Origin of the sequence: Alteraquisediminimonas sediminicola, from assembly GCF_019740335.1 — a bacterium.
Lineage (GTDB): Bacteria > Pseudomonadota > Alphaproteobacteria > Sphingomonadales > Sphingomonadaceae > Alteraquisediminimonas > Alteraquisediminimonas sediminicola.
Genome location: NZ_JAHXZS010000004.1, coordinates 154,446 through 174,238, shown reverse-complemented (window position 1 = coordinate 174,238; position 19,793 = coordinate 154,446). Strand labels below are relative to the sequence as shown.

Genomic DNA, 19,793 nt, shown 5'->3' with positions numbered 1-19,793 from the left:
GAGAGAGCGCGTGCAACGGATCTGGATCTTGATGATGCTGGCCCTTGGGGTGATGACATCGCCCGCCATCGCCGCATCGCCGGACAAGAAGATCACGCCCACGCTTGATGCCGTGAGCTACGGCCCGATCCGATTGGCGGCAGGCGGCGGCACGGCCATTCGCCTCCTCCACCGCCGATAAGTCGAAAAGAAATCATGTCCACACCCATTTTATCGGCGGATGCACCTAGTAGCGGAATTGCCTCCACGGGCCGCAACATCCTCGCCATGCAATTACTGATCGTCGCTGCTTTCTTCCTGTTCGGTGGGATCGGCAATCTCAACGATGTGCTGATCCCCAAGCTCAAATCATTGTTTCAACTTAACTATGCCAATGCGATGCTGGTGCAGTTCGCCTTTTTGACGAGCTATGCCTTGTTCTCCATCCCGGCGGGGATGCTGCTCAATCGCATCGGCTATCTGCGCGGTCTGGTGCTGGGCTTTGCGATCATGGCCTTTGCCTGCATCTTGTTTCTGCCCGCCGCCTATTCCGGCCTTTATGGGTCGTTCCTCGCGGCCTTGTTCGTGCTGGGCGGCGGGATCACCTTGTTGCAGGTCGCGGTCAACCCGCTGATCATGTTGTTGGGCGATCCCAAGACCGCGCATAGCCGCCTGACCTTCGCGCAATTGTTCAACTCGCTCGGGGTCTTTTTGATGATCCGCTTTGGCGCGCATCTGATCCTTGGCACTTCCAGCACGGTCGATCCGGCCTCGCTGACCGGCGATGCGCTCCGTGCCCATCAGGTCGCGGAAACTGCCAACATCGCCCATGCCTATATCGGTCTGGCGATTGTGCTGAGCCTGATCGCCGGTTTCTTCTGGCTGTGGCGCGGCCTGTTGGACAAGGCAGAAGTCGCGCGCGTCGAATTTCGAGGGATTTTCGGGCTGCTGCGGCGCAAGCGGCTGGCATGGGGCTGCCTGTGCATCTTCCTCTATGTCGGGGCGGAAGTATCGATCGCGAGCATTATGATCAACTATCTCGGCGCCCCGCGCGTCCTGTCGCTCGATCCGGAATCAGCGGGGGTGATGCTGTCTTATTATTGGCTCGGTGCATTGATCGGGCGATTGTTCGGCGCATTTGCATTACGGGCATTCAGGCCGGGGGTGTTGCTCGCGATTTGCGGCACAACCGGGCTTGGTCTGGTGCTGACATCCTCGCTTTCCAGCGGTCCTATCGCGGCATGGAGCCTGATCGCGGTCGGCCTCGCCAATTCGATCATGTTCCCGACGATCTTTAGCCTCGCCTCGGAAGGCATGAACGACGATGCGCCGCGCGCATCGGGCTTGCTTTGCACCTCGATTGTCGGCGGGGCGATTATCCCCTGGTGCACCGGTTCGCTCGCGGATAGCGCCGGGCTGGCCATTGCATTGGCCATACCGATGGCATGCTATGCCGTGATTATCAGCTTCGGTTTTTGGACCGCAAGACAGCAGGAAACACTATGACCATCGCCCAATTGAGCAGCAGTTTTTTCCTCCAGATGGCGGTGATCATCATCGCTTGCCGGGTGATTGGCTGGCTGGCGCATCGCTATCTCGGCCAGCCGCAGGTGGTGGGCGAAATGATTGCGGGCGTCGTCCTCGGCCCCTCGATCTTCGGGGCGCTCGCCCCACAGATGCAGGCGATGATCTTCCCGGTGGAGACCAAGCCGATCCTCTATGTCGGGGCGCAATTGGGCGTGGGCCTGTATATGTTCATCGTCGGCATGGAATTCGACCGGCAGGAATTCCGCGCCAGCGCGCGCAGCGCCGCCGCCGTTTCGATGGCGGGGATGCTGGTGCCGTTTCTCGCGGCGGCCCTGCTGATCCCCGGCATGATGGGGACACCCGGCCTGTTCGCGCCGCATGTCAGCGCGTGGCAGGCGACCTTGTTCCTTGGTTCGGCCATTGCCATCACGGCCTTTCCGATGCTCGCCCGGATCATTCATGAACGCGGGATCAGCGGGACCAAGCTCGGCACCCTCTCCCTTTCGGCGGGCGCGATTGGCGATGCCGGGGCGTGGGCCGTCATCGCGTTGGTGCTGGCCAGCCTTGGCGCAGGCCCGATTGTCGCGATCAAGGCCGTGGGCGGCGGCCTCGCCTTCGCGTTTGTCATGGTCGTGATTGCACCGCGTTATCTCAAGCATTTGGGGACCATAGCCGAACGCGAGAACGACGTGAGCGGGACACTGCTGGCGATCTGCCTGATCCTGTTTCTACTCTCGGCTTATGCGATGGACAGCATCGGCATCCATGCCGTGTTTGGCGGATTTTTGCTCGGCACCGCCATGCCGCGCGGGGCGTTGGTCAAAGGGCTGCGCACGCGGCTGGAACCATTTGCCACGGTTTTTCTGCTGCCGATCTTCTTCACCTATTCCGGCCTCAATACCGAAATGCTGGTGGTCGATACGCCTAGTCTGATCGGCATCGCGATCCTCGTACTGCTCGTGTCGATCCTCGCCAAAGGCGGGGCATGTTATGTCGCCGCACGCTTATCAGGACAGGATCATCCTACCGCAATAGGCATTGGCGTGCTGATGAATGCACGTGGCCTGATGGAACTGATCATCATCAATATCGGGCTTGAACGCGGCATCATCGGCGCGCCCTTGTTCGCAATGCTGGCGTTGATGGCGATTGTCAGCACGCTGATGGCTTCCCCCTTGTTTGAACTGACCAACCGCAAAAAGAGCGCAACCGGCACGGATACAACAATGACCGTCCATTGATCCCGGTGCGATCCGCGCGCCCTACCTCCTCCCCATTTTGTTCATGGAGTTACTGATGGCCTCCTCCCCAGCCACTACCCCGATCCGCTCTTTGTTTGCTGCCGATCCTGACCGGCTATCCCGACTGCGGATTGAGCAATCCGGCATGTTGTTCGACTTTGCCAAGACCCATCTCGATGCCGACCGGATCGCCGCCGGCCTTGCCCATCTGACAGCCTTGGGTTTCACCGCCGCGCGCGACCGGCTGTTTGGCGGCGAGGCCGTGAACGTCACCGAAAACCGCCCGGCCGAACATATGGCCGAACGCGGCGAAGGCACGGCGGACAGCGTCGCGCGGGCCAACCTGCTCCATCAACGGACAAAGGCACTGGTCGAGGCCGTGGACGCCGGGGCATTCGGCGATATCCGGCACATACTGCATGTCGGCATCGGCGGTTCGGCATTGGGGCCGGACCTGTTGATCGATAGTCTTGGGCGCGATGCGGGCCGATATGAGGTCGCGGTCGTTTCCAATGTCGATGGCGCGGCCTTGGCGCAGGTCTTTGCCCGATTTGATCCTCGCCACACGTTGCTGGTGCTGGCATCCAAGACCTTCACCACCAGCGAAACCTTGTTGAACGGCACATCCGTGATCGAATGGATGGAAGATGCCGGGGTCGAAGATCCCTATGGCCGCATCATCGCCGTCACTGCCGTGCCGGAAGCGGCGCTTGCATGGGGGATTGATGAAACCCGCATCCTGCCGTTCAGCATGACCGTGGGCGGGCGCTATTCGCTCTGGTCCTCAATCGGTCTGCCAGCGGCATTGGCGCTCGGCTGGCCCGCCTTTGAAGAATTATTGGCCGGAGCCGCCATCATGGATCGCCACTTCCGCGATGCGCCGCTGGATCGCAATGCGCCGGTCATCGCCGCCATCGCGGATCGTTTCTATGTCGAACAAATGGCCTGCCAGACCCGCGCGGTATTCGCTTATGATGAACGGCTGCGGCTGCTGCCCTCCTATCTTCAGCAATTGGAAATGGAGAGCAACGGCAAGAGCGTCACGCTTGAAGGCAAGCCGCTTGACACCGCCAGCGCCCCGATCACATGGGGCGGCGTCGGCACCGATTGCCAACATGCGGTGTTTCAGCTTCTCCACCAAGGCACGGTCAAGACGCCGATTGAATTTGTCGCCGTCATCGCGCCCGGCCATGATCTGGATGAGGCGCATCACCGCCAGTTGCTGATCAACTGCTTTGCCCAAGGCTCGGCACTGATGACCGGCAGATCAAGCGACGACCCCGCCCGCGCCTATGCGGGCGACAAGCCCTCGACGACGATCCTGCTGGATGCACTTGATCCGGCCACGCTTGGTGCGCTGATCGCCTTTTACGAGCACCGTACCTTCGTCAATGCGGTCTGGCTCAACGTCAATCCGTTCGATCAATTCGGGGTCGAACTGGGCAAGGAAATGGCGCGGGCGATTGAACACAATGGCACGCAAGGCTTCGACCCCTCCACCGCGGCCCTTGCTGCAAGGGCATTTGGGTAGGTGAGGAATTTGTATTAGACCCTCAAACGCCGGACGGTGCTTGAGGGCCTAATAAATTAAATATGTATCGCCCGGCCATAAGCGGCGAGCACGCTTTCATGCATCGCTTCGCTGATCGTCGGGTGCGCGAACACTGTCTGCATCAGCTCAACCTCGGTCGTCTCCAGCGTACGGCCCACGACATAGCCCTGGATCAGTTCCGTCACTTCCGCGCCGACCATATGTGCGCCGAGCAACTCGCCGGTCGCCTCGTCAAACACGGTTTTGACGAACCCTTCCGCCTCGCCCAGCGCAATCGCCTTGCCATTGCCGATGAACGGGAATTTGCCAACCTTGACCTTGTGGCCCGCTTCCTTGGCCTTGGCCTCGGTCATGCCAACGCTGGCGACCTGCGGATGGCAATAGGTGCAACCCGGAATATTCGCCTTGTCCATCGCATGCGGATGCGCGTCCTTGCCCAGCGCTTGCGCGATATGTTCCGCCGCAATCACGCCTTCATGGCTCGCCTTATGCGCGAGCCATGGCGCACCGGTCACATCGCCAATCGCGTACACGCCCGGCACATTGGTGCGGCAAAATGCATCGGTGACGAGATGGCCACGATCCGTCGCAATGTTCAGCGCCTCCAGCCCGATGGCCTCGGTATTCGGCACGATCCCGACCGCGACGATGACATGACTGAACTCTTCCGAGGTAATCTTGCCGTCCGCGCCCTTGATCTCGGCGGTGACGCCCTTGGCACCGGTCTTGATCGCCTGCACGCCGGTTGAGGGACGAATATCCATGCCCTGCTTGGTCAATGCCTTGAGCATGAACTCGCTCACCTCCGCATCTTCCACCGGCATGATCCGGTCGAGCATTTCCACCACGGTCACGGCTGCGCCCATGTCGTTATAGAAGCTCGCGAACTCGATCCCGATTGCGCCAGACCCGATGACGAGCAATTTGGTCGGCATTTCCGGCGGAGTCATCGCATGGCGATAGGTCCAGATGCGCTGCCCATCCGCCTTGGCGAACGGCAGATCGCGCGCGCGGGCACCCGTGGCGATGATGATGTTCTTGGCCGAGACATTCGTCACCTGCCCGTCCTTGGTGACGGCCAGCATGTCCTTGTCGGTCAATTTGCCATCGCCGAAATAGACGGTGATCTTGTTCTTCTTCATCAGGCCGGTCACGCCCTGATTGAGCTGCTTGGCGACACCACGCGAGCGGGCGACGACTTTCGCCAGATCAAAGCCCGGCTTTTCGACCGTCAGGCCATATTTTTCGGCCTGCTGCATATAATGGTAGATTTCCGACGAACGCAGCAGCGCCTTGGTCGGGATGCAGCCCCAGTTGAGGCAGATGCCGCCAAGGCTCTCACGCTCGATAATCGCGGTTTTTAAGCCCAATTGCGCCGCACGGATCGCCGCCACATAACCACCCGGGCCAGAGCCAAGCACTACAAGATCGAACTGGTCGGACATAAAATACCCTTTTTAATCGCGATGCAGATCAGACCAACAGGCCAAGCGGCTGTTCGATCAGTTCCTTGAAGACCTTCATCAGTTGCGCCCCGTCCGCGCCATCAATCGCGCGATGGTCGAAGCTGCCGGTCGCCGACATCACGGTCGCAATGCCGAGTGCGCCGTCGATGACATAAGGCCGCTGCTCACCCGCGCCGATGGCCATGATCATGCCCTGTGGCGGGTTAATCACCGCCTCGAACTGCTTGATCCCCATCATGCCCATGTTGGACAGGCTGGCCGTGCCGCCCTGATATTCATGCGGCTGGAGCTTGCCCTCCTTCGCCCGTGTGGCGAGCGCCGCCATCTCGGTCGAGAGATCGGCCACCGATTTGGTATCCGCGCCCGTCAGGATCGGGGTGATCAGGCCATTGGGGATGCTGACCGCGACCGAAATATCCGAGCGATGATATTGCAACATACTATCGCCATTGAACGACACATTGCACGCCGGCACCCGCGCCAGCGCGACGGCCAGCGCCTTGATCAGCAGATCATTGACCGACAGCTTCACCCCGCGCGGGGTCAAGGCCTCGTTCAATTCGCCGCGCAGCTTCAACAGCGCATCCAATCGAATATCGACCGTCAGGTAAATATGCGGGACTTGCTGCTTCGATTCCGTCAACCGGCGCGCGATGGTTTTACGCATGCCGGAGAGCTTCACCACCTCATGCGGGGTCGTGCCATCCGTCACCACCACAGCCGGGGCCGGAGCGGCCACCGCCTTGGGCGCGCCCAATATGTCGGCCTTCACGATCCGTCCATTTGGGCCGGAGCCGGTGAGCGTCGCAAGGTTCACCCCCTTGGCCGCCGCCAGACGACGGGCCAGTGGCGAGGCCTTGATACGGTCGCCTTCTGCTTTCGCCGCGACCTTCGCTACCACCGGCGCAGGCGCGGGTGCGGGTGCAGCCACCACTGGCGCGGCCTCGACCTTAATAGGCACAGGCGCAGCTACAGTCGCGACCGGCGCAGCCGCCTCGCCTTCGATCTCAATGAGCGCAATCGGCGTGCCGACCTTCACCCCTTCGGTCCCGGCGGCGATGAGGATCGACTTCACCACCCCATCATCGACCGTTTCGAACTCCATCGTCGCCTTGTCGGTCTCGATCTCGGCCAGCACATCGCCTGCGCGGACAGTATCGCCCTCTTTCACCAGCCATTTGGCGAGCGTGCCTTCTTCCATCGTCGGCGACAGCGCCGGCATTTTCAGTTCCAGCATCATCACATCCCCTGACACACGGACTTGACCGCCGCGACAACATCCGCCGCCTTGACCAGTGCCAGTTTTTCGAGATTGTTCGCATAAGGCAGCGGCACGTCGATATTGGTCACGCGCCGCACCGGGGCATCGAGATCGTCAAAGCCCTGCTCCATCACCACCGCGATGATTTCCGACGCGATGGAGCATGCGGGCCAGCCCTCTTCCACCACCACCATCCGGTTGGTCTTCGAAAGCGACTTCAACACCGTGTCGGTATCGAGCGGGCGCAGGGTCCGCAGGTCGATCACCTCGGCATCAATGCCTTCTGCCGCTAATTGGTTCGCAGCATCAAGCGCCACGCCCACGCCGATGGAGTAGCTGACCAATGTCACCTGTGTCCCGGTGCGCACGATCCGCGCCTTGCCGATCGGCACGACATAATCATCCGCCACCGGCACATCGAAGCTCTGGCCATAGAGGAGTTCATTCTCAAGGAACACGACCGGGTCTTCCGACTGGATCGCCGCCTTCAACATGCCCTTGGCGTCCGCCGCATCATAAGGGGCCATGACGATCAGGCCCGGCACTGCTGCATACCAAGGCGCATAATTCTGGCTATGCTGCGCACCCACCCGCGCCGCCGCGCCGTTCGGGCCACGGAACACAATCGGGCAGCGCATCTGGCCGCCGGACATATAATTGGTCTTGGCCGCCGAATTGATGATGTGATCAATGGCCTGCATCGCGAAGTTGAAGGTCATGAACTCGATCACCGGGCGAAGACCGCCCATCGCCGCGCCCGCGCCGATCCCGGCAAAACCATGTTCGGTGATCGGCGTATCGATCACGCGACGCGCACCGAATTCATCGAGCAGACCTTGGGTGACCTTATACGCGCCCTGATATTGCGCGACCTCTTCGCCCATGACGAACACGCGGTCGTCCTTGCGCATTTCCTCGGCCATCGCATCGCGCAACGCTTCGCGCACCGTCAGGCGGACGCTCGGGCCCTCATGGCTCGGTTCTGAAACCACCGCGACAGCCGCCACCGGCTTGGGCGGCGCAGCTTCGGCTACCGCCACAGCGACAGGTGCAGCAGCAACGACAGGCGCAACCACCGGCGCAGGCCCAGCCTCTTCGCCATCGCCTTGCATCAGGGCGATGGTCGTGCCGACCTTCACCCCTTCGGTCCCGGCGGGGATCAGGATCTGGGTGATTGCACCTTCGTCCACGGCTTCGAATTCCATCGTCGCCTTATCGGTTTCAATCTCGGCCAGCACATCGCCTGCCTTCACGACATCGCCTTCTTTCACCAGCCATTTGGCGAGCGTGCCTTCCTCCATCGTCGGGGAAAGCGCGGGCATCTTCAGTTCCATCGACATCAATATTGCCCCACCAGCACATCGGTATAAAGTTCGGATACATCCGGTTCCGGCGACTGTTCGGCGAATTCCGCCGATTTCGTCACCAATGCGCGAATGTCCTTGTCGATCACGCGGAGCTGATCTTCGGTCACGCCGTGATCCAGCAATTCCGCCTTCAGATGGTCAATCGGATCGCGATTGTCCTTCATCGACTGCACCTCTTCCTTCGACCGATATTTGGCCGGATCGGACATGGAGTGACCGCGATAGCGATAGGTCTTCATTTCCAAGATGATCGGGCCTTTGCCGCCCCGCACCCATTCCAGCGCCGCCGTCGCAGCCCCGCGCACCGCCAGCACATCCATGCCATCGACCTGAATGCCGGGGATGCGGAAGCTTTCGCCCCGGCGATAGAGCTGATCCTCGGCAGACGCGCGGTTGATGCTCGCCCCCATCGCATATTGGTTGTTTTCGATCACATAGATGATCGGCAATTTCCACAATTCGGCCATATTGAAACACTCATAGACCTGGCCCTGATTGGACGCGCCATCGCCGAAATAGGCGAGGCACACGCCGCCATCACCGGCATATTTATGCTTGAACGCAAGCCCGGTGCCGAGCGACACCTGCGCCCCCACAATCCCATGCCCGCCGAAAAAGCCATGTTCGACCGAGAACATATGCATCGACCCGCCCTTGCCCCGGCTGATGCCGGCCGCACGGCCCGTCAATTCCGCCATCACGACATTGGGATCAATGCCCAGTGCCAGCATATGGCCATGATCGCGATAGCCGGTGATCACGCTATCCTTGCCCGGGGTAATCGCGGACTGCATGCCGACGACGACCGCTTCCTGCCCGATATAAAGGTGGCAAAACCCGCCGATCAGCCCCAGCCCATAAAGCTGCCCGGCCCGTTCTTCGAACCGGCGAATCAACACCATCTGGCGGTAAAATTCCAGCATCTCCTCCACCTTGGCGCCATGGCGCTGGGGGACGGGGGGATGCAATGTGGCGGATGCCGGAGGTGAGGCGGATGCCGGTTTACGGGCCAAAATGGGATCCTCTTTCTTCTGGGGAGGTGAAGGTGGAAGAAGTTCTATGTAACGCACACAATGGCGCATCGTTAAACGCGCCGCAATCAAGCTAGCGCAGATTTACGCACTTGTCAGGGGTCAAGATCCACCTCCATCCAAACTATCTGCCAAATGATCTATATCCCCCGGCATGGCGTGCGCGGGGCGTTGGCATGTGATGATAGAGGTATTTTCGAAAATTTCAACAATCGATTGCATAAATTAATATCTTTATTTTTCAGTTCATTGATTAAAACCCTATCTCAACCCCACATCCGCCGTCACGCCGCATATTTGCCGTTGCTCAACCGCCGCACCATGCCAAGTCCTGTCAGTGCATCCAATACGGGGCGCCTCCTGCGCCGCATAGCTGCAATAATATTCATATGACGCCCACGAATTTCATTTGTAACCCCGGCCCGGATGGGACAAGCATCCGCGCGATGCATGGAACCACCTCCCCCGAACAACTGGGCCTGCCAAAAGGGCTTGGCCTGTTGGAATTTGTCGCGATCATTGCGGCAATCATGTCGATCAACGCATTGGGCGTCGATATCATGCTGCCTGCGCTGTCCAACATGGGCCGCGATCTGGGGATTTTGGCGGAAAACGACCAGCAATGGATCATCGCCGCCTATATGCTGGGCTTTGGTTCTACCCAATTATTCTACGGCCCCTTGTCCGATCGCTATGGGCGCAAGCCGGTGTTGATCATCACGCTCATCCTGTTTGCCATTTCGGCTTTGGCCGCCGCCTTTGCCCATGATTTCACCACGATCATTCTGTCGCGGGTGTTGATGGGGACATTTTCGGCCTCGACCCGGGTGTTGACCATCTCCATCGTGCGCGACCGTTTCGCTGGACGCCAGATGGCGCGGATCACATCCTTGTCGTTCATGGTGTTCCTCACCATCCCGATTTTCGCGCCGAGCATCGGACAAGGGATTTTATGGGTATCGAGCTGGCACGCGATTTTCGTGTTTTTGTCGGCCTTTGCCTTGTGCGTCACGGGCTGGCTGGCGCTGCGATTGCCGGAAACGCTCCACCCCGAATATCGACGCTCGATTGAATTGGGCGTGATCGCGCGCGGGTTCAAGGCGACGGTGACGGAACGATATTCGGTCGGCTATACGCTGGCTGCATCAATGATGTTTGGCGCATTGCTGGGCTTTATCAACAGCGCACAGCAGATTTTCGAACATAGCTTTCACGACCTTGATCGCTTCCCCGTGATTTTCGCGCTGATCGCGATCGGCATGGGGGTCGCGGCATGGACCAACAGCCGGGTGGTCGAACGCTTCGGCCCGCGCCGGGTATCGCATAGCGGCCTGATCGGGGTGATCCTGATTTCCGGCGTGCATCTGTGCATCGCCTTGGCCGGTTATGAAAATATGTGGATATTCGCCGGACTGCAATTTGCGACCATGGCCTGTTTCGGCTTGGGCGGATCGAATTTCGGCGCGATTGCGATGGAATCCATGGGCGAACTGGCCGGGACTGCCGCCTCGGCACAGGGATTTTGCTCCACCCTCTTGGCCGCGCTGATCGGCATTGTGGTTGGGCAGCAATTTGACGGCACAGTCATACCCGTAGTGGCCGGATTCTTTGTGCTGGCGATCATTGCGTTACTGGCAATCCTCATCACCGAACGCGGGAGATTATTCCGCGCCTATCGCCGCCCGGTGCAGGTTCACGCCTGACTTTGTGGGGTTACGCGGCAAGGCCGCGCAACCTTAAGAATGCGTCGATCTGGGGCGGGCGTCCGGCAAAGGCGTGGAAATTCTCCGCCGCCGTCCGGCTCGCCCCCATCGCGAGGATTTCGCGGCGAAATGCGGTTGCGCCGCCACCTGCCGTGTCCACATTGGCGAACAGCTCAAACGCATCCGACGATAGCAATTCCGCCCATAAATAGCTATAATAGCCCGCCGCATAGCCGCCCGCGAAAATATGGCCAAACGCATGGGGGAAGCGGTTCCATTCGGGTGGCTGGAACACCGAAATCTCGCGCCGTACCTTTGCCAGCACGTCCATCACCTTCGCCCCCGATGCCGGATCGAAATCACGGTGCAGCAACAGATCGAAGGTCGCAAATTCGATCTGGCGCAACACTGCCAGCCCGGCCTGAAAATGCCGTGCCTTCAACATCCGGTCAAACAGCGCTTCCGGCAAGGGTTCATTGGTCGTCACATGGCTGGTCAGGGGCAGCAGTGAGGCCCGGTCCCAGGCGAAATTCTCCATAAACTGGCTCGGCAATTCGACCGCATCCCATTCGACCCCGGAAATGCCGCCAATCGACGGCAGGTCAACCTCGGTCAACAGATGATGCAGCACATGGCCGAATTCATGCAGGAACGTCTCGACATCCTGATGGGTGATGCAGGACGGCTGATCGCCCGCAGGCGGCGCGAAATTGGTGTTGAGATAGGCGATGGGCCGATGGAATTTGTCCGCATCGCGGAAACGCGGGCGGCAGACATCCATCCACGCCCCGCCCCTTTTGCCCGCGCGCGCAAAGAGATCGAGATAGACGCCCGCGATTACCTCGCCCGCCTCATGCACGACATCATAGAAAATCACATCCTTGTGCCAGACCGACACGCCGGGATTTTCCACCAGCCGCACGCCGAACAAATGCGCGATCAGGGCGCAGGTCCCGGCCTGCACGCGCGGCAGCGGGAGATAGGTCTTGATCTCCTCCTGATCGACGCCATGCAGGGTGCGTCGCATCGCCTCTGCGACAAAGCCCATATCCCATGGCTCCAGCGTAGTGATCCCCAGCCGCTCCACCGCGAATGCCCGCGCCTGTGCCAGCTCGCTTTCCGCAATGGGTCGCGCACGAGTGGCGAGATCGGAGAGGAAGCTCAGCGCCTCCGCAGCATCCGCCGCCATCTTGGTTTCCAGCGACAGCGCCGCCGCATCGGCAAAGCCTAGCAACTGGGCGGATTCATGCCGCAGCTTCAAGATCGCCTCGATCCGGGCGCTATTGTCGAAGCTTGGGTCATCGGCCTGTTCCGACGCGCGGATATTATAGGCGCGATAGACGCGATAACGTAGGTCGCGGTTTTTGGCATGGGACAGCACCGCCATCACGCTCGGCTGGCGCAGGGTCACGAGCCAGCCCGACAGGCCCTTTTCCTCAGCATAAGCCGCGAGGATCGCCTTATCGCTCTCGGAAATGCCGTCGAGCATCTGTTCGTCGGCGATATGTTCGTGCCACGCCTCGGTCGCGTCCAGCACGGCATTGCCGAACGCGGTGCTTAATTGGCTCAACTCCACCCCGATATCGAGAAAGCGGGTCCGCGCCTCCCCTTCCAGCGCAACGCCGGACAGGCGGAATCCGCGCAAAGCCAATTCGACCGCGCGGCGCTCGGCATCGGGCAGGGTCGCATAATCGGCACGCTTGGCGATGCGTTCAATCGCCGCGTGATGGGCGCGGTTCTGGCCCGCCTCCATCATATAGGTGGTAAGTATCTCCACCGCCGCGCCATGGGCCGCGCGCAATTCGGGCGTGTCGGCCACGCTGTTCAAATGACTGACCGGCGACCAACCACGCGTCAGGGCGAAATCGGCGCGTTCGGCGGGCAGGATGATCGCCGCGAATGCATCCGAGGACGATTGGGTAATCGCGTCAATCGCGGCACGATGATCGGCGATCAACTGCTCGACCGCCGGGATGACATGCTCTGCCTTGATGGCGGCAAAATCTGGAAGATCCGTGTCGGCGAGAAGCGGATTAAAGTCGATCATATCCATCCTTGAAAAAGTCTGCGGCACAGACGCGCCGCATGACCCTCAAGTCGTATAGATCATCGCAGGTTTCAAGGGGCTAAACCCCCAGCACCTTTAATCCGCTGCACATTGCAGCGGCGATCAGCGCCCGGATTTACGGTTTTTCCGCGCTGCATAACGCGCATCGCGTTCGGCTTTTTTCTCGGCTTCGGTCATCACCGGCTTGTCGGCAGCGGCGGCAGCTTCAAGCTTTTTCGCGAGCTTCTCGGCCTTGGCCTGTTCCATCGCCGCACGCTTTTCCGCACGCTTTGCCGCTTCGGCGGCTTCACGCCGCTCTTGGGCGGCCTTACGTTCGGCGATAACAGCTTCGTCCACAGCTGGCTTGTTTTTCAGCATTTCGAGCGCCTTGAGCCTTGCCTGCTGGGCAAGATTAGTGCGGTCCTGAAAGCTTGGGTCTTTGTAGGAAGCCATATGTAACGAAATGCTCCGAATATATTGGGTCTGGGTAAAATACATCTGCCCGCCAATGCCAAAGGCCAAGGCGGGCAGAATAGTCTTCTGCAAAGCAACCATGCGGACAGCCTTGAAGGCCGCCCGCATCGTTATGCTTTATTAGGCAGCCTGAAGATTGACAGCCGAGGTCTTGCCACGACGATCAGTTTCCAGCTCATAAGAAACGCGCTGGTCCTTATCGAGCGTGTGCATGCCAGCACGTTCCACAGCAGAGATGTGCACAAACGCATCATCGCCACCGCTTTCCGGTGCAATAAAGCCATAACCCTTGTCGGCATTGAAGAACTTGACGGTTCCGGTAATCATATTGGGCATCCTTTATCCCATGTGTGACGGGCATATGCCAATGGCGGCACATCCCGGCTTCGGTAAGGCTAGAAAGGGACAAAGGGAGAGCCAGAGCGGCCCAATATCCGTCGCAGGCGACGTCAGCGGTGTCCATATAACCGATTCGACGCGGAATTGCAAAAATACTTGAGGCAAGGCGCCCGATAATTTGGAATTCGTCACAAATAGCAGCGGAAATACATCGAGAAATCGACTGATCCCGAACCTCTTTGACAGGCCATCGACATTTTTTACCGGCACCACAAGCATGATGAGAGCAATATCGCATGCAACACGGACGCCATCATGCGCTGTCACTTCCTATTGGCCGCACAGTTTCATATCTGACTAGATGATTCCGAATTGGATTATTTATTTATAATTTACAAAATTTTATAAAGTATAATGATGCATAATTTATACAATTTACACAAAACGAGATAGGTGGTTAATGGTAAAAATATTATTCCAGATTTACATCTAAATATGGTAGATAAATTCTTAACAATGTCAGCAATAAGATATTGCTAATAGTTATTATAAATAATTTTTTATTTTTGTAGAGTAACAATCATGGTGGTTTTCAAAGCGCCGCAACCCGGATGGATGGCCGGATCGATCGCCAGACTAACGGCCAGATTGACAACGCGCATGCTCATCCCGGCGACTGGAATTCTAGCGCTGGCAACGCTCGCCTTGTCATTGCAATCTACCGCTGAATATAATGCTTGGCTAGCCAACGCCTTATTGAGTTGCGCCTTGCTGACCTATCTGCCGATGGCGGGTCGATCCATATTGCGCCTTTTCACTGGCGGCAAAACAGCGCCACCGCAGACCTTATCGCTGCCGACGCCCGAACGCACGCAGGAGGACATGTTGCAATGGCTGGCGATGGCCAGCCACGAACTCCGCACCCCGCTTGCGGCGGTGCTCGGGACGATTGATCGACTGGGCGTGGAAACGGCACCCGACAAAAGACAATGCCATCTCGATAATCTCGCCCGCGCAGGCGCATTGATGCAATCCGTGATCGATGACATTCTCGACTTTAGCAAACTCGAACATGGCGCGATGCCGCTGAAACCGACCAGCACCGACCTCAACGCTTTGTGCGAAGGGGTTGCGGCGTTATACCGCCCGCTTGCCGAACAAAAACAATTGCGCCTGTTGTGCGATATTGAGGGCGGGGCCGGGCGTTGGCTTGCGGATGGCGCGCGACTGCAACAGGTGCTGGGCAATCTTGTCGCCAATGCGGTGAAGTTCACCGATTATGGCGATGTGGTGATACGCGCACAGGTGGCAATCGGGGCAGAGCCGAATGCCACGCAATGGCGGTTTGAAGTGCACGACAATGGCATCGGCATCGCGCCGGAGGTACAGGATCGCTTGTTCACCCCTTATATGCAGGCAGACGCAAGCGCAGACTCTCGGTTCGGCGGCACGGGTCTTGGTCTCAGTATCTGCCGTCACCTCATGGAAGCAATGGGTGGCCGCATTGGCGTCACCAGCCAGCCCGGTAAAGGGAGCATCTTCTGGTGCGACATCACGCTAACGAAGGACACCGCGCTTGCCGTTGAGGCGACATCGGTCGCGACAACTGCCGAACAAGCATTGCTGCCCCATGATACGGCGTTGCACATCCTGCTGGCGGAGGACAATAAGGTCATTCGCGGCTTCATGACTGCATTATTGGAAGACGCTGGCCATCATGTGTCGTGCGCGGCCAATGGCGTACAGGTGCTGGCTTTGGTGCAAGGTCGCCCCTTTGACCTGATCCTGATGGATTCGCGCATGCCTGTGCTGGACGGGGTCCATGCCACCCGCGCCATTCGCGGCATGGCGGGACCACAGGCGCATATCCCGATTGTCGCCCTGACCGCCGATCCGCAATTTTCCCACCATCCCATGATCGCCGACCTTGGCTATGTCGATATACTTCTCAAGCCCGTGCGCGCGGAAACCATGACGCGCGTCCTGACACATATTGCCGCAGACCGGATGGTGCGTCGTAACCGGGGCGCACACATTGCCCATGCCCAGCCGACCGCCACACGCAAGGAAGCGCGAACCGGGAGATTGCCAGCCAAGCCACGCTATCACGCCAAGCCAATAAGTCAGGCCAATGGACGCCCGCTCCTATCCCGCCACCCCACGCAATTCGCACAGCGATAACGCAGGCCAGGCATGCGCATCCTGCTCGTGGAAGACCATAAGGAATTAGCCCAGTTATTGACCAGCGGCCTGACCCGCGATGGCTATGCGTGCGACGTGGCGGCATCGCTGCGTCAGGCACAAGAGGCGTTGGACGTTGCTCCATATTCAGCGATGATACTCGACCTTGGCTTGCCGGATGGCGACGGTCTGGATTGGCTGGCCAGCAAGCGCAGACAAAGCTTGCCATTACCTACGTTGATCCTGACGGCGCGCAATGAGCTGGACAATATGGTCGCGGGCCTTGATGCGGGTGCCGATGATTATCTGGTCAAACCCGTTATGATGCGGGAATTGTCAGCGCGATTGCGCGCTGTTCTGCGCCGTCCCGGCACACGCGCGGCGCGGTTGCTGGAGGTATACCCGCTGACGTTCGACACCAACCATCGCGTTGCCCGCTGCCATGATAAAGTGATCGAACTTTCCAGCAAGGAAACGACGCTGCTGGAACTGCTGATGCGGCGCGAAGGGACCGTGGTCACCCGTGACCTGATCGAGCACAGCCTGTATAATTTCGACGACCCCGGCAGCCCCAATGCGCTTGAGGCGATTGTGTCCCGGCTGCGACGCAAATTGTAGGATGCGGGCGTCACGAAGATGCTGCATACCGTGCGCGGCCTTGGTTATTCACTCAAGGCCGAAGGACATCGCCCTCGTTCCCTTGCTCCCTCCAGGCCGGTTCGGTGATCGCCAACGGCGCATCCATTGAACGGTACCTGACCCGCGCCACCTTGCTGATCGGCGCAACCCATTGGCTGCTGCTCCTATCTGCGGTGATGATCGGTCAGGGACGCTCAGGGCCAGTTGCGCTTTACAACCCTGTCGCATGGGGCATTTTATGCGTGTCCATCGTCTTGATCATGGTCTTCATCCGGACCATCAGGCACGGTTTACGGCCGTTGATCGCGACTGCGCAAACCGACGCGTCGCTGCATTTGCTGCTGGCGCGGATGGAAAGGGACGCACAGCGCCAACAGCAACTGAGCGACGACATGGTCCATGATCTGCGCACGTGCCTGTCTGTCCTCCAATTGCAGGCGGATCTGCACGACCACATCGCCACCGAAAAACTGCAGCCGCATTACCGCGATATGGCGCAACTGATCTCCGGACATCTGGCGCGCACGCATGACGAACAACGGGTCGGCTCTGAGGACAACATATCCGTCCTGTCGCGCGACGCCAAATACCCAGAGATACAGATGACGGATTCTTCAAACAAATAACACTGACCTCAATCTAGCCATTAGAACCAATTTGCCAAACATTGTCAGGTTCGTATCAGATGAGGCGGATAACCTTCGTTAATACTCTATCAACAATAAATAAATTTGAATAAAAATGTAATATTATCTCGTAATATGTTAATTTATATTAAAACATATCAAATAAAATTGGTGTTATTTTAGGTATTTTGTTGTTTAAGCGTGGAGTGATCATGAACAAATCCCGCAAAACTGTATCAAGAGATGCTGGATTTGCGGCTCAATTTTACGCCGCGATAAACGCCATGCGGATGAACGCTGTCACACGCTTCATGTTTGATATTATTGGCCCCGCCTTGACCGGAAAATCATCGTCATCATGAACCAGATGACCCCCAATGCCACCAACGCCAGCACCGACACCCCGAATTTGATCGCGCCACGCACGACCAGCACCCATCAGGTGCGGGCCATATTGGCGGGCGCGCAGATGCTGCTCGACCTGTGCGGCATCTGGCTGGCGTTCACCTTAGCGGACGGGCTGTTGCAAGGCCATCCGCAGGTCCTGCTCAACATTCAGATGGCAGCGTCCTTTTCGCCGATTTTCTTATTGTTGGCATATTATGAACAAGCCTATCTCGCGGAAGTATTCACCTGTCGCAACAGTGCCGCAAGCCGCATCTTGTGGGCGCTCGGCTGCACCTTGGCGATCCACCTCTTGCTGCTGCGCGTGACCGGCCAATATAGAACGGACATGGGCCTGTTGCTGATCGGCGGCACGGTGGCGGCCTTGCCTTTGTTGATCGCATTGCGCATGCCGATCATCTGGCTGGTGCGCCATCGGCTGCGCGATGGATTTATGCGCCGCATCCTGATTTCCGATGGCGGCAGCATTGCCGGCATCCCGATGACCCAACGGATTGATGTCGACACATTAGGCATCTTCCCGGATGCGGACGATCCCTTGATGTTCCACCATTTTTCCTGCCTGATCCATGGCGCGGACCATGTTTTCGTCGACTGTCCGCCGGAACGGCGCGCATTGTGGTCTGTTTACCTCAAAGCCATTCCGTGCAGCGCGGATATATTGTTGCCGGAAATGGGACATCTCCCCAGCATTGGCGATCAAATCTGGGAAAAAAATACCAGCTTCCGTATTTTCACCGGGCCGGTCAGCCTAGGCAAAAGGATGCGCAAGCGCGTGTTCGACCTGTGTCTGACCGTGCCTGTGCTGGTCGTGTTGACGCCGTTATTATTGGCCATCGCCCTCGCCATCAAATGGGACAGTCCCGGCCCTGTCCTGTTCCGGCAAACCCGCATGGGCCGGAGCAATCGCCTGTTCAACATCTATAAATTTCGCTCGATGCGTGCTGAACGCACCGACCATATTGGCGCCCAATCAGCCACACCCAATGATGACCGGATCACCCGTATCGGGCGTATGTTGCGGTCCACCAGCATGGATGAATTGCCGCAACTTTTCAACGTGCTGGCGGGCGATATGAGCCTTGTCGGCCCCCGCCCGCATGCGCTTGGCTCACGCGCGGGGGAGCAGCTCTTCTGGCATGTCGACCGCCGTTACTGGTTCCGCCATGCGATCAAGCCGGGGATTACGGGGCTGGCGCAGGTACGGGGACAACGCGGCGCGACCGACCACCCCCATGAACTCGCCGCCCGATTGCAAAGCGACCTCGAATATGTCGCGAATTGCTCGATCCTCAACGACATTGTCATCTTGATCCGAACCCTGTTGGTTCTGGTGCATCAAAAGGCGTATTAACGTGACACCGCAACACCTGAAACGCCTGCTCCACGTCGCTGTGCGCACGGTTGCGTGCACATTCGCCCTGTCGGCGGCGGCGTGCGCATCGCTTGGCGATGGCCCCATCTTGTCCGTTGCCGAATTGGAACAATTGCACCCCAATGCCAATCTGTTGGGCATCGGGGACAAGGTGCGGATCGGCCTGTATGAAGATGCCGCCTTCAACGGCGAATATGAAGTTGGCAGCGATGGGGCGATCTCCCTGCCGTTGGTCGGGGCGGTGGCGGCATCGGGCCTGACCCTCGATCAATTGCGCAGCGCGATTGAAACGGCGCTGGCGCAGGGGTTTTACCAGAATCCGCGCATTGCCATCCAATTGTCCAGCGTGCCGCAAATCTATGTGCTGGGCGAGGTCAACCGCGCCGGCGCCTTTGCTTATGCGCCGGATATGACATTGGGCAAGGCGGCGGCACTGGCGGGCGGCTATACCTATCGCGCCCGCATGGATGTCTTTGCCATTCGGCGCGCGCATGGCAAGGCCGAAGTCCTCGTCAAATCCGATCAGGCGATGTTGCTTGCCCCCGGCGACACGGTGCGCATGCTGGAACGTCGATTTTGA

General features: G+C 58.8%; 18 protein-coding genes. 11 read left to right on the top strand and 7 right to left on the bottom strand.

Annotation, left to right across the window (positions count from 1 at the left end):
* Positions 1–10: 10 nt before the first annotated feature.
* Genes K6117_RS10145 through pgi form a run of 4 tightly spaced genes read left to right on the top strand, consistent with a single transcriptional unit; the run spans position 11 to position 4,278 of the window.
* Positions 11–181: a hypothetical protein gene (locus K6117_RS10145; RefSeq protein ID WP_221794578.1), complete on the top strand. Its 171-nt coding sequence runs from the start codon at positions 11–13 to the stop codon at positions 179–181.
* 14 nt (positions 182–195) lie between these two features.
* Positions 196–1,485, top strand: coding sequence for a sugar MFS transporter (locus tag K6117_RS10140; protein WP_221794576.1), 1,290 nt, complete (start codon positions 196–198; stop codon positions 1,483–1,485).
* A complete protein-coding gene (locus K6117_RS10135) occupies positions 1,482–2,747 on the top strand; it encodes a cation:proton antiporter (RefSeq protein ID WP_221794574.1) in 1,266 nt (421 codons plus the stop codon). Before K6117_RS10140 ends, K6117_RS10135 begins: the two co-directional genes overlap by 4 nt.
* Before the next feature lie 55 nt (positions 2,748–2,802).
* Entirely contained in the window at positions 2,803–4,278 is a 1,476-nt protein-coding gene (pgi, locus tag K6117_RS10130) for a glucose-6-phosphate isomerase (protein ID WP_246605015.1), read from the top strand.
* A 56-nt stretch (positions 4,279–4,334) separates the two neighbouring features.
* Here the strand turns inward: pgi and lpdA are convergent, their stop codons facing one another.
* The 4 genes from lpdA to pdhA are packed head-to-tail and all read right to left on the bottom strand — an operon-like array spanning position 4,335 to position 9,406.
* Positions 4,335–5,744 (bottom strand): dihydrolipoyl dehydrogenase, encoded by a 1,410-nt coding sequence (lpdA, locus tag K6117_RS10125; protein WP_221794569.1) that lies wholly within the window; start codon positions 5,742–5,744, stop codon positions 4,335–4,337.
* Positions 5,745–5,772: 28 nt separating this feature from the next.
* A complete protein-coding gene (locus K6117_RS10120) occupies positions 5,773–7,005 on the bottom strand; it encodes a pyruvate dehydrogenase complex dihydrolipoamide acetyltransferase (RefSeq protein ID WP_221794567.1) in 1,233 nt (410 codons plus the stop codon).
* Entirely contained in the window at positions 7,005–8,366 is a 1,362-nt protein-coding gene (locus K6117_RS10115) for a pyruvate dehydrogenase complex E1 component subunit beta (protein WP_221794564.1), read from the bottom strand. The genes K6117_RS10120 and K6117_RS10115 overlap by 1 nt, the downstream gene beginning before the upstream one ends.
* Complete coding sequence (pdhA, locus tag K6117_RS10110; RefSeq protein WP_425514704.1) at positions 8,366–9,406, bottom strand: pyruvate dehydrogenase (acetyl-transferring) E1 component subunit alpha; 1,041 nt, start codon at positions 9,404–9,406, stop codon at positions 8,366–8,368. Before pdhA ends, K6117_RS10115 begins: the two co-directional genes overlap by 1 nt.
* Before the next feature lie 407 nt (positions 9,407–9,813).
* On the opposite strand from pdhA, the gene K6117_RS10105 reads away from it, so the two are divergent.
* The gene (locus K6117_RS10105; protein WP_246605014.1) at positions 9,814–11,127 is read left to right on the top strand and encodes a multidrug effflux MFS transporter; all 1,314 of its coding nucleotides are present in this window, start codon (positions 9,814–9,816) and stop codon (positions 11,125–11,127) included.
* Positions 11,128–11,137: 10 nt separating this feature from the next.
* Here the strand turns inward: K6117_RS10105 and K6117_RS10100 are convergent, their stop codons facing one another.
* The 3 genes from K6117_RS10100 to K6117_RS10090 all read right to left on the bottom strand — a co-directional run bounded on the left by K6117_RS10100 (position 11,138) and on the right by K6117_RS10090 (position 13,975).
* Positions 11,138–13,174, bottom strand: coding sequence for a M3 family metallopeptidase (locus tag K6117_RS10100; RefSeq protein ID WP_221794560.1), 2,037 nt, complete (start codon positions 13,172–13,174; stop codon positions 11,138–11,140).
* A 123-nt stretch (positions 13,175–13,297) separates the two neighbouring features.
* The gene (locus tag K6117_RS10095; protein WP_425514703.1) at positions 13,298–13,729 is read right to left on the bottom strand and encodes a DUF6481 family protein; all 432 of its coding nucleotides are present in this window, start codon (positions 13,727–13,729) and stop codon (positions 13,298–13,300) included.
* A 39-nt stretch (positions 13,730–13,768) separates the two neighbouring features.
* Positions 13,769–13,975, bottom strand: coding sequence for a cold-shock protein (locus K6117_RS10090; protein ID WP_221794558.1), 207 nt, complete (start codon positions 13,973–13,975; stop codon positions 13,769–13,771).
* 723 nt (positions 13,976–14,698) lie between these two features.
* Between K6117_RS10090 and K6117_RS10085 the strand changes: the two genes are divergently transcribed.
* The 6 genes from K6117_RS10085 (at position 14,699) to K6117_RS10060 (ending at position 19,793) form a co-directional block, all read left to right on the top strand.
* Positions 14,699–16,168, top strand: coding sequence for an ATP-binding protein (locus tag K6117_RS10085; protein ID WP_221794556.1), 1,470 nt, complete (start codon positions 14,699–14,701; stop codon positions 16,166–16,168).
* Between the two features lie 12 nt (positions 16,169–16,180).
* Entirely contained in the window at positions 16,181–16,786 is a 606-nt protein-coding gene (locus tag K6117_RS10080) for a response regulator (RefSeq protein WP_221794554.1), read from the top strand.
* Between the two features lie 104 nt (positions 16,787–16,890).
* Positions 16,891–17,433 (top strand): ATP-binding protein, encoded by a 543-nt coding sequence (locus K6117_RS10075; protein WP_221794552.1) that lies wholly within the window; start codon positions 16,891–16,893, stop codon positions 17,431–17,433.
* 212 nt (positions 17,434–17,645) lie between these two features.
* Positions 17,646–17,795 (top strand): hypothetical protein, encoded by a 150-nt coding sequence (locus K6117_RS10070; protein ID WP_221794550.1) that lies wholly within the window; start codon positions 17,646–17,648, stop codon positions 17,793–17,795.
* A complete protein-coding gene (locus K6117_RS14465; RefSeq protein WP_246605013.1) occupies positions 17,792–19,192 on the top strand; it encodes a sugar transferase in 1,401 nt (466 codons plus the stop codon). The genes K6117_RS10070 and K6117_RS14465 overlap by 4 nt, the downstream gene beginning before the upstream one ends.
* Position 19,193: 1 nt before the next feature.
* Entirely contained in the window at positions 19,194–19,793 is a 600-nt protein-coding gene (locus tag K6117_RS10060; protein WP_221794548.1) for a polysaccharide biosynthesis/export family protein, read from the top strand.

Coding starts and splice junctions, on each gene's coding strand:
- lpdA (WP_221794569.1), bottom strand. CDS start 5,744: ATGTCCGACCAGTTCGATCTTGTAGTGCTTGGCTCTGGCCCGGGTGGT.
- K6117_RS10105 (WP_246605014.1), top strand. CDS start 9,814: ATGACGCCCACGAATTTCATTTGTAACCCCGGCCCGGATGGGACAAGC.
- K6117_RS10090 (WP_221794558.1), bottom strand. CDS start 13,975: ATGATTACCGGAACCGTCAAGTTCTTCAATGCCGACAAGGGTTATGGC.
- K6117_RS10080 (WP_221794554.1), top strand. CDS start 16,181: ATGCGCATCCTGCTCGTGGAAGACCATAAGGAATTAGCCCAGTTATTG.
- K6117_RS10120 (WP_221794567.1), bottom strand. CDS start 7,005: ATGATGCTGGAACTGAAAATGCCGGCGCTGTCGCCGACGATGGAAGAA.
- K6117_RS10115 (WP_221794564.1), bottom strand. CDS start 8,366: ATGTCGATGGAACTGAAGATGCCCGCGCTTTCCCCGACGATGGAGGAA.
- K6117_RS14465 (WP_246605013.1), top strand. CDS start 17,792: ATGAACCAGATGACCCCCAATGCCACCAACGCCAGCACCGACACCCCG.
- pgi (WP_246605015.1), top strand. CDS start 2,803: ATGGCCTCCTCCCCAGCCACTACCCCGATCCGCTCTTTGTTTGCTGCC.
- K6117_RS10100 (WP_221794560.1), bottom strand. CDS start 13,174: ATGATCGACTTTAATCCGCTTCTCGCCGACACGGATCTTCCAGATTTT.
- K6117_RS10070 (WP_221794550.1), top strand. CDS start 17,646: ATGAACAAATCCCGCAAAACTGTATCAAGAGATGCTGGATTTGCGGCT.
- K6117_RS10135 (WP_221794574.1), top strand. CDS start 1,482: ATGACCATCGCCCAATTGAGCAGCAGTTTTTTCCTCCAGATGGCGGTG.
- K6117_RS10095 (WP_425514703.1), bottom strand. CDS start 13,729: ATGGTTGCTTTGCAGAAGACTATTCTGCCCGCCTTGGCCTTTGGCATT.
- K6117_RS10140 (WP_221794576.1), top strand. CDS start 196: ATGTCCACACCCATTTTATCGGCGGATGCACCTAGTAGCGGAATTGCC.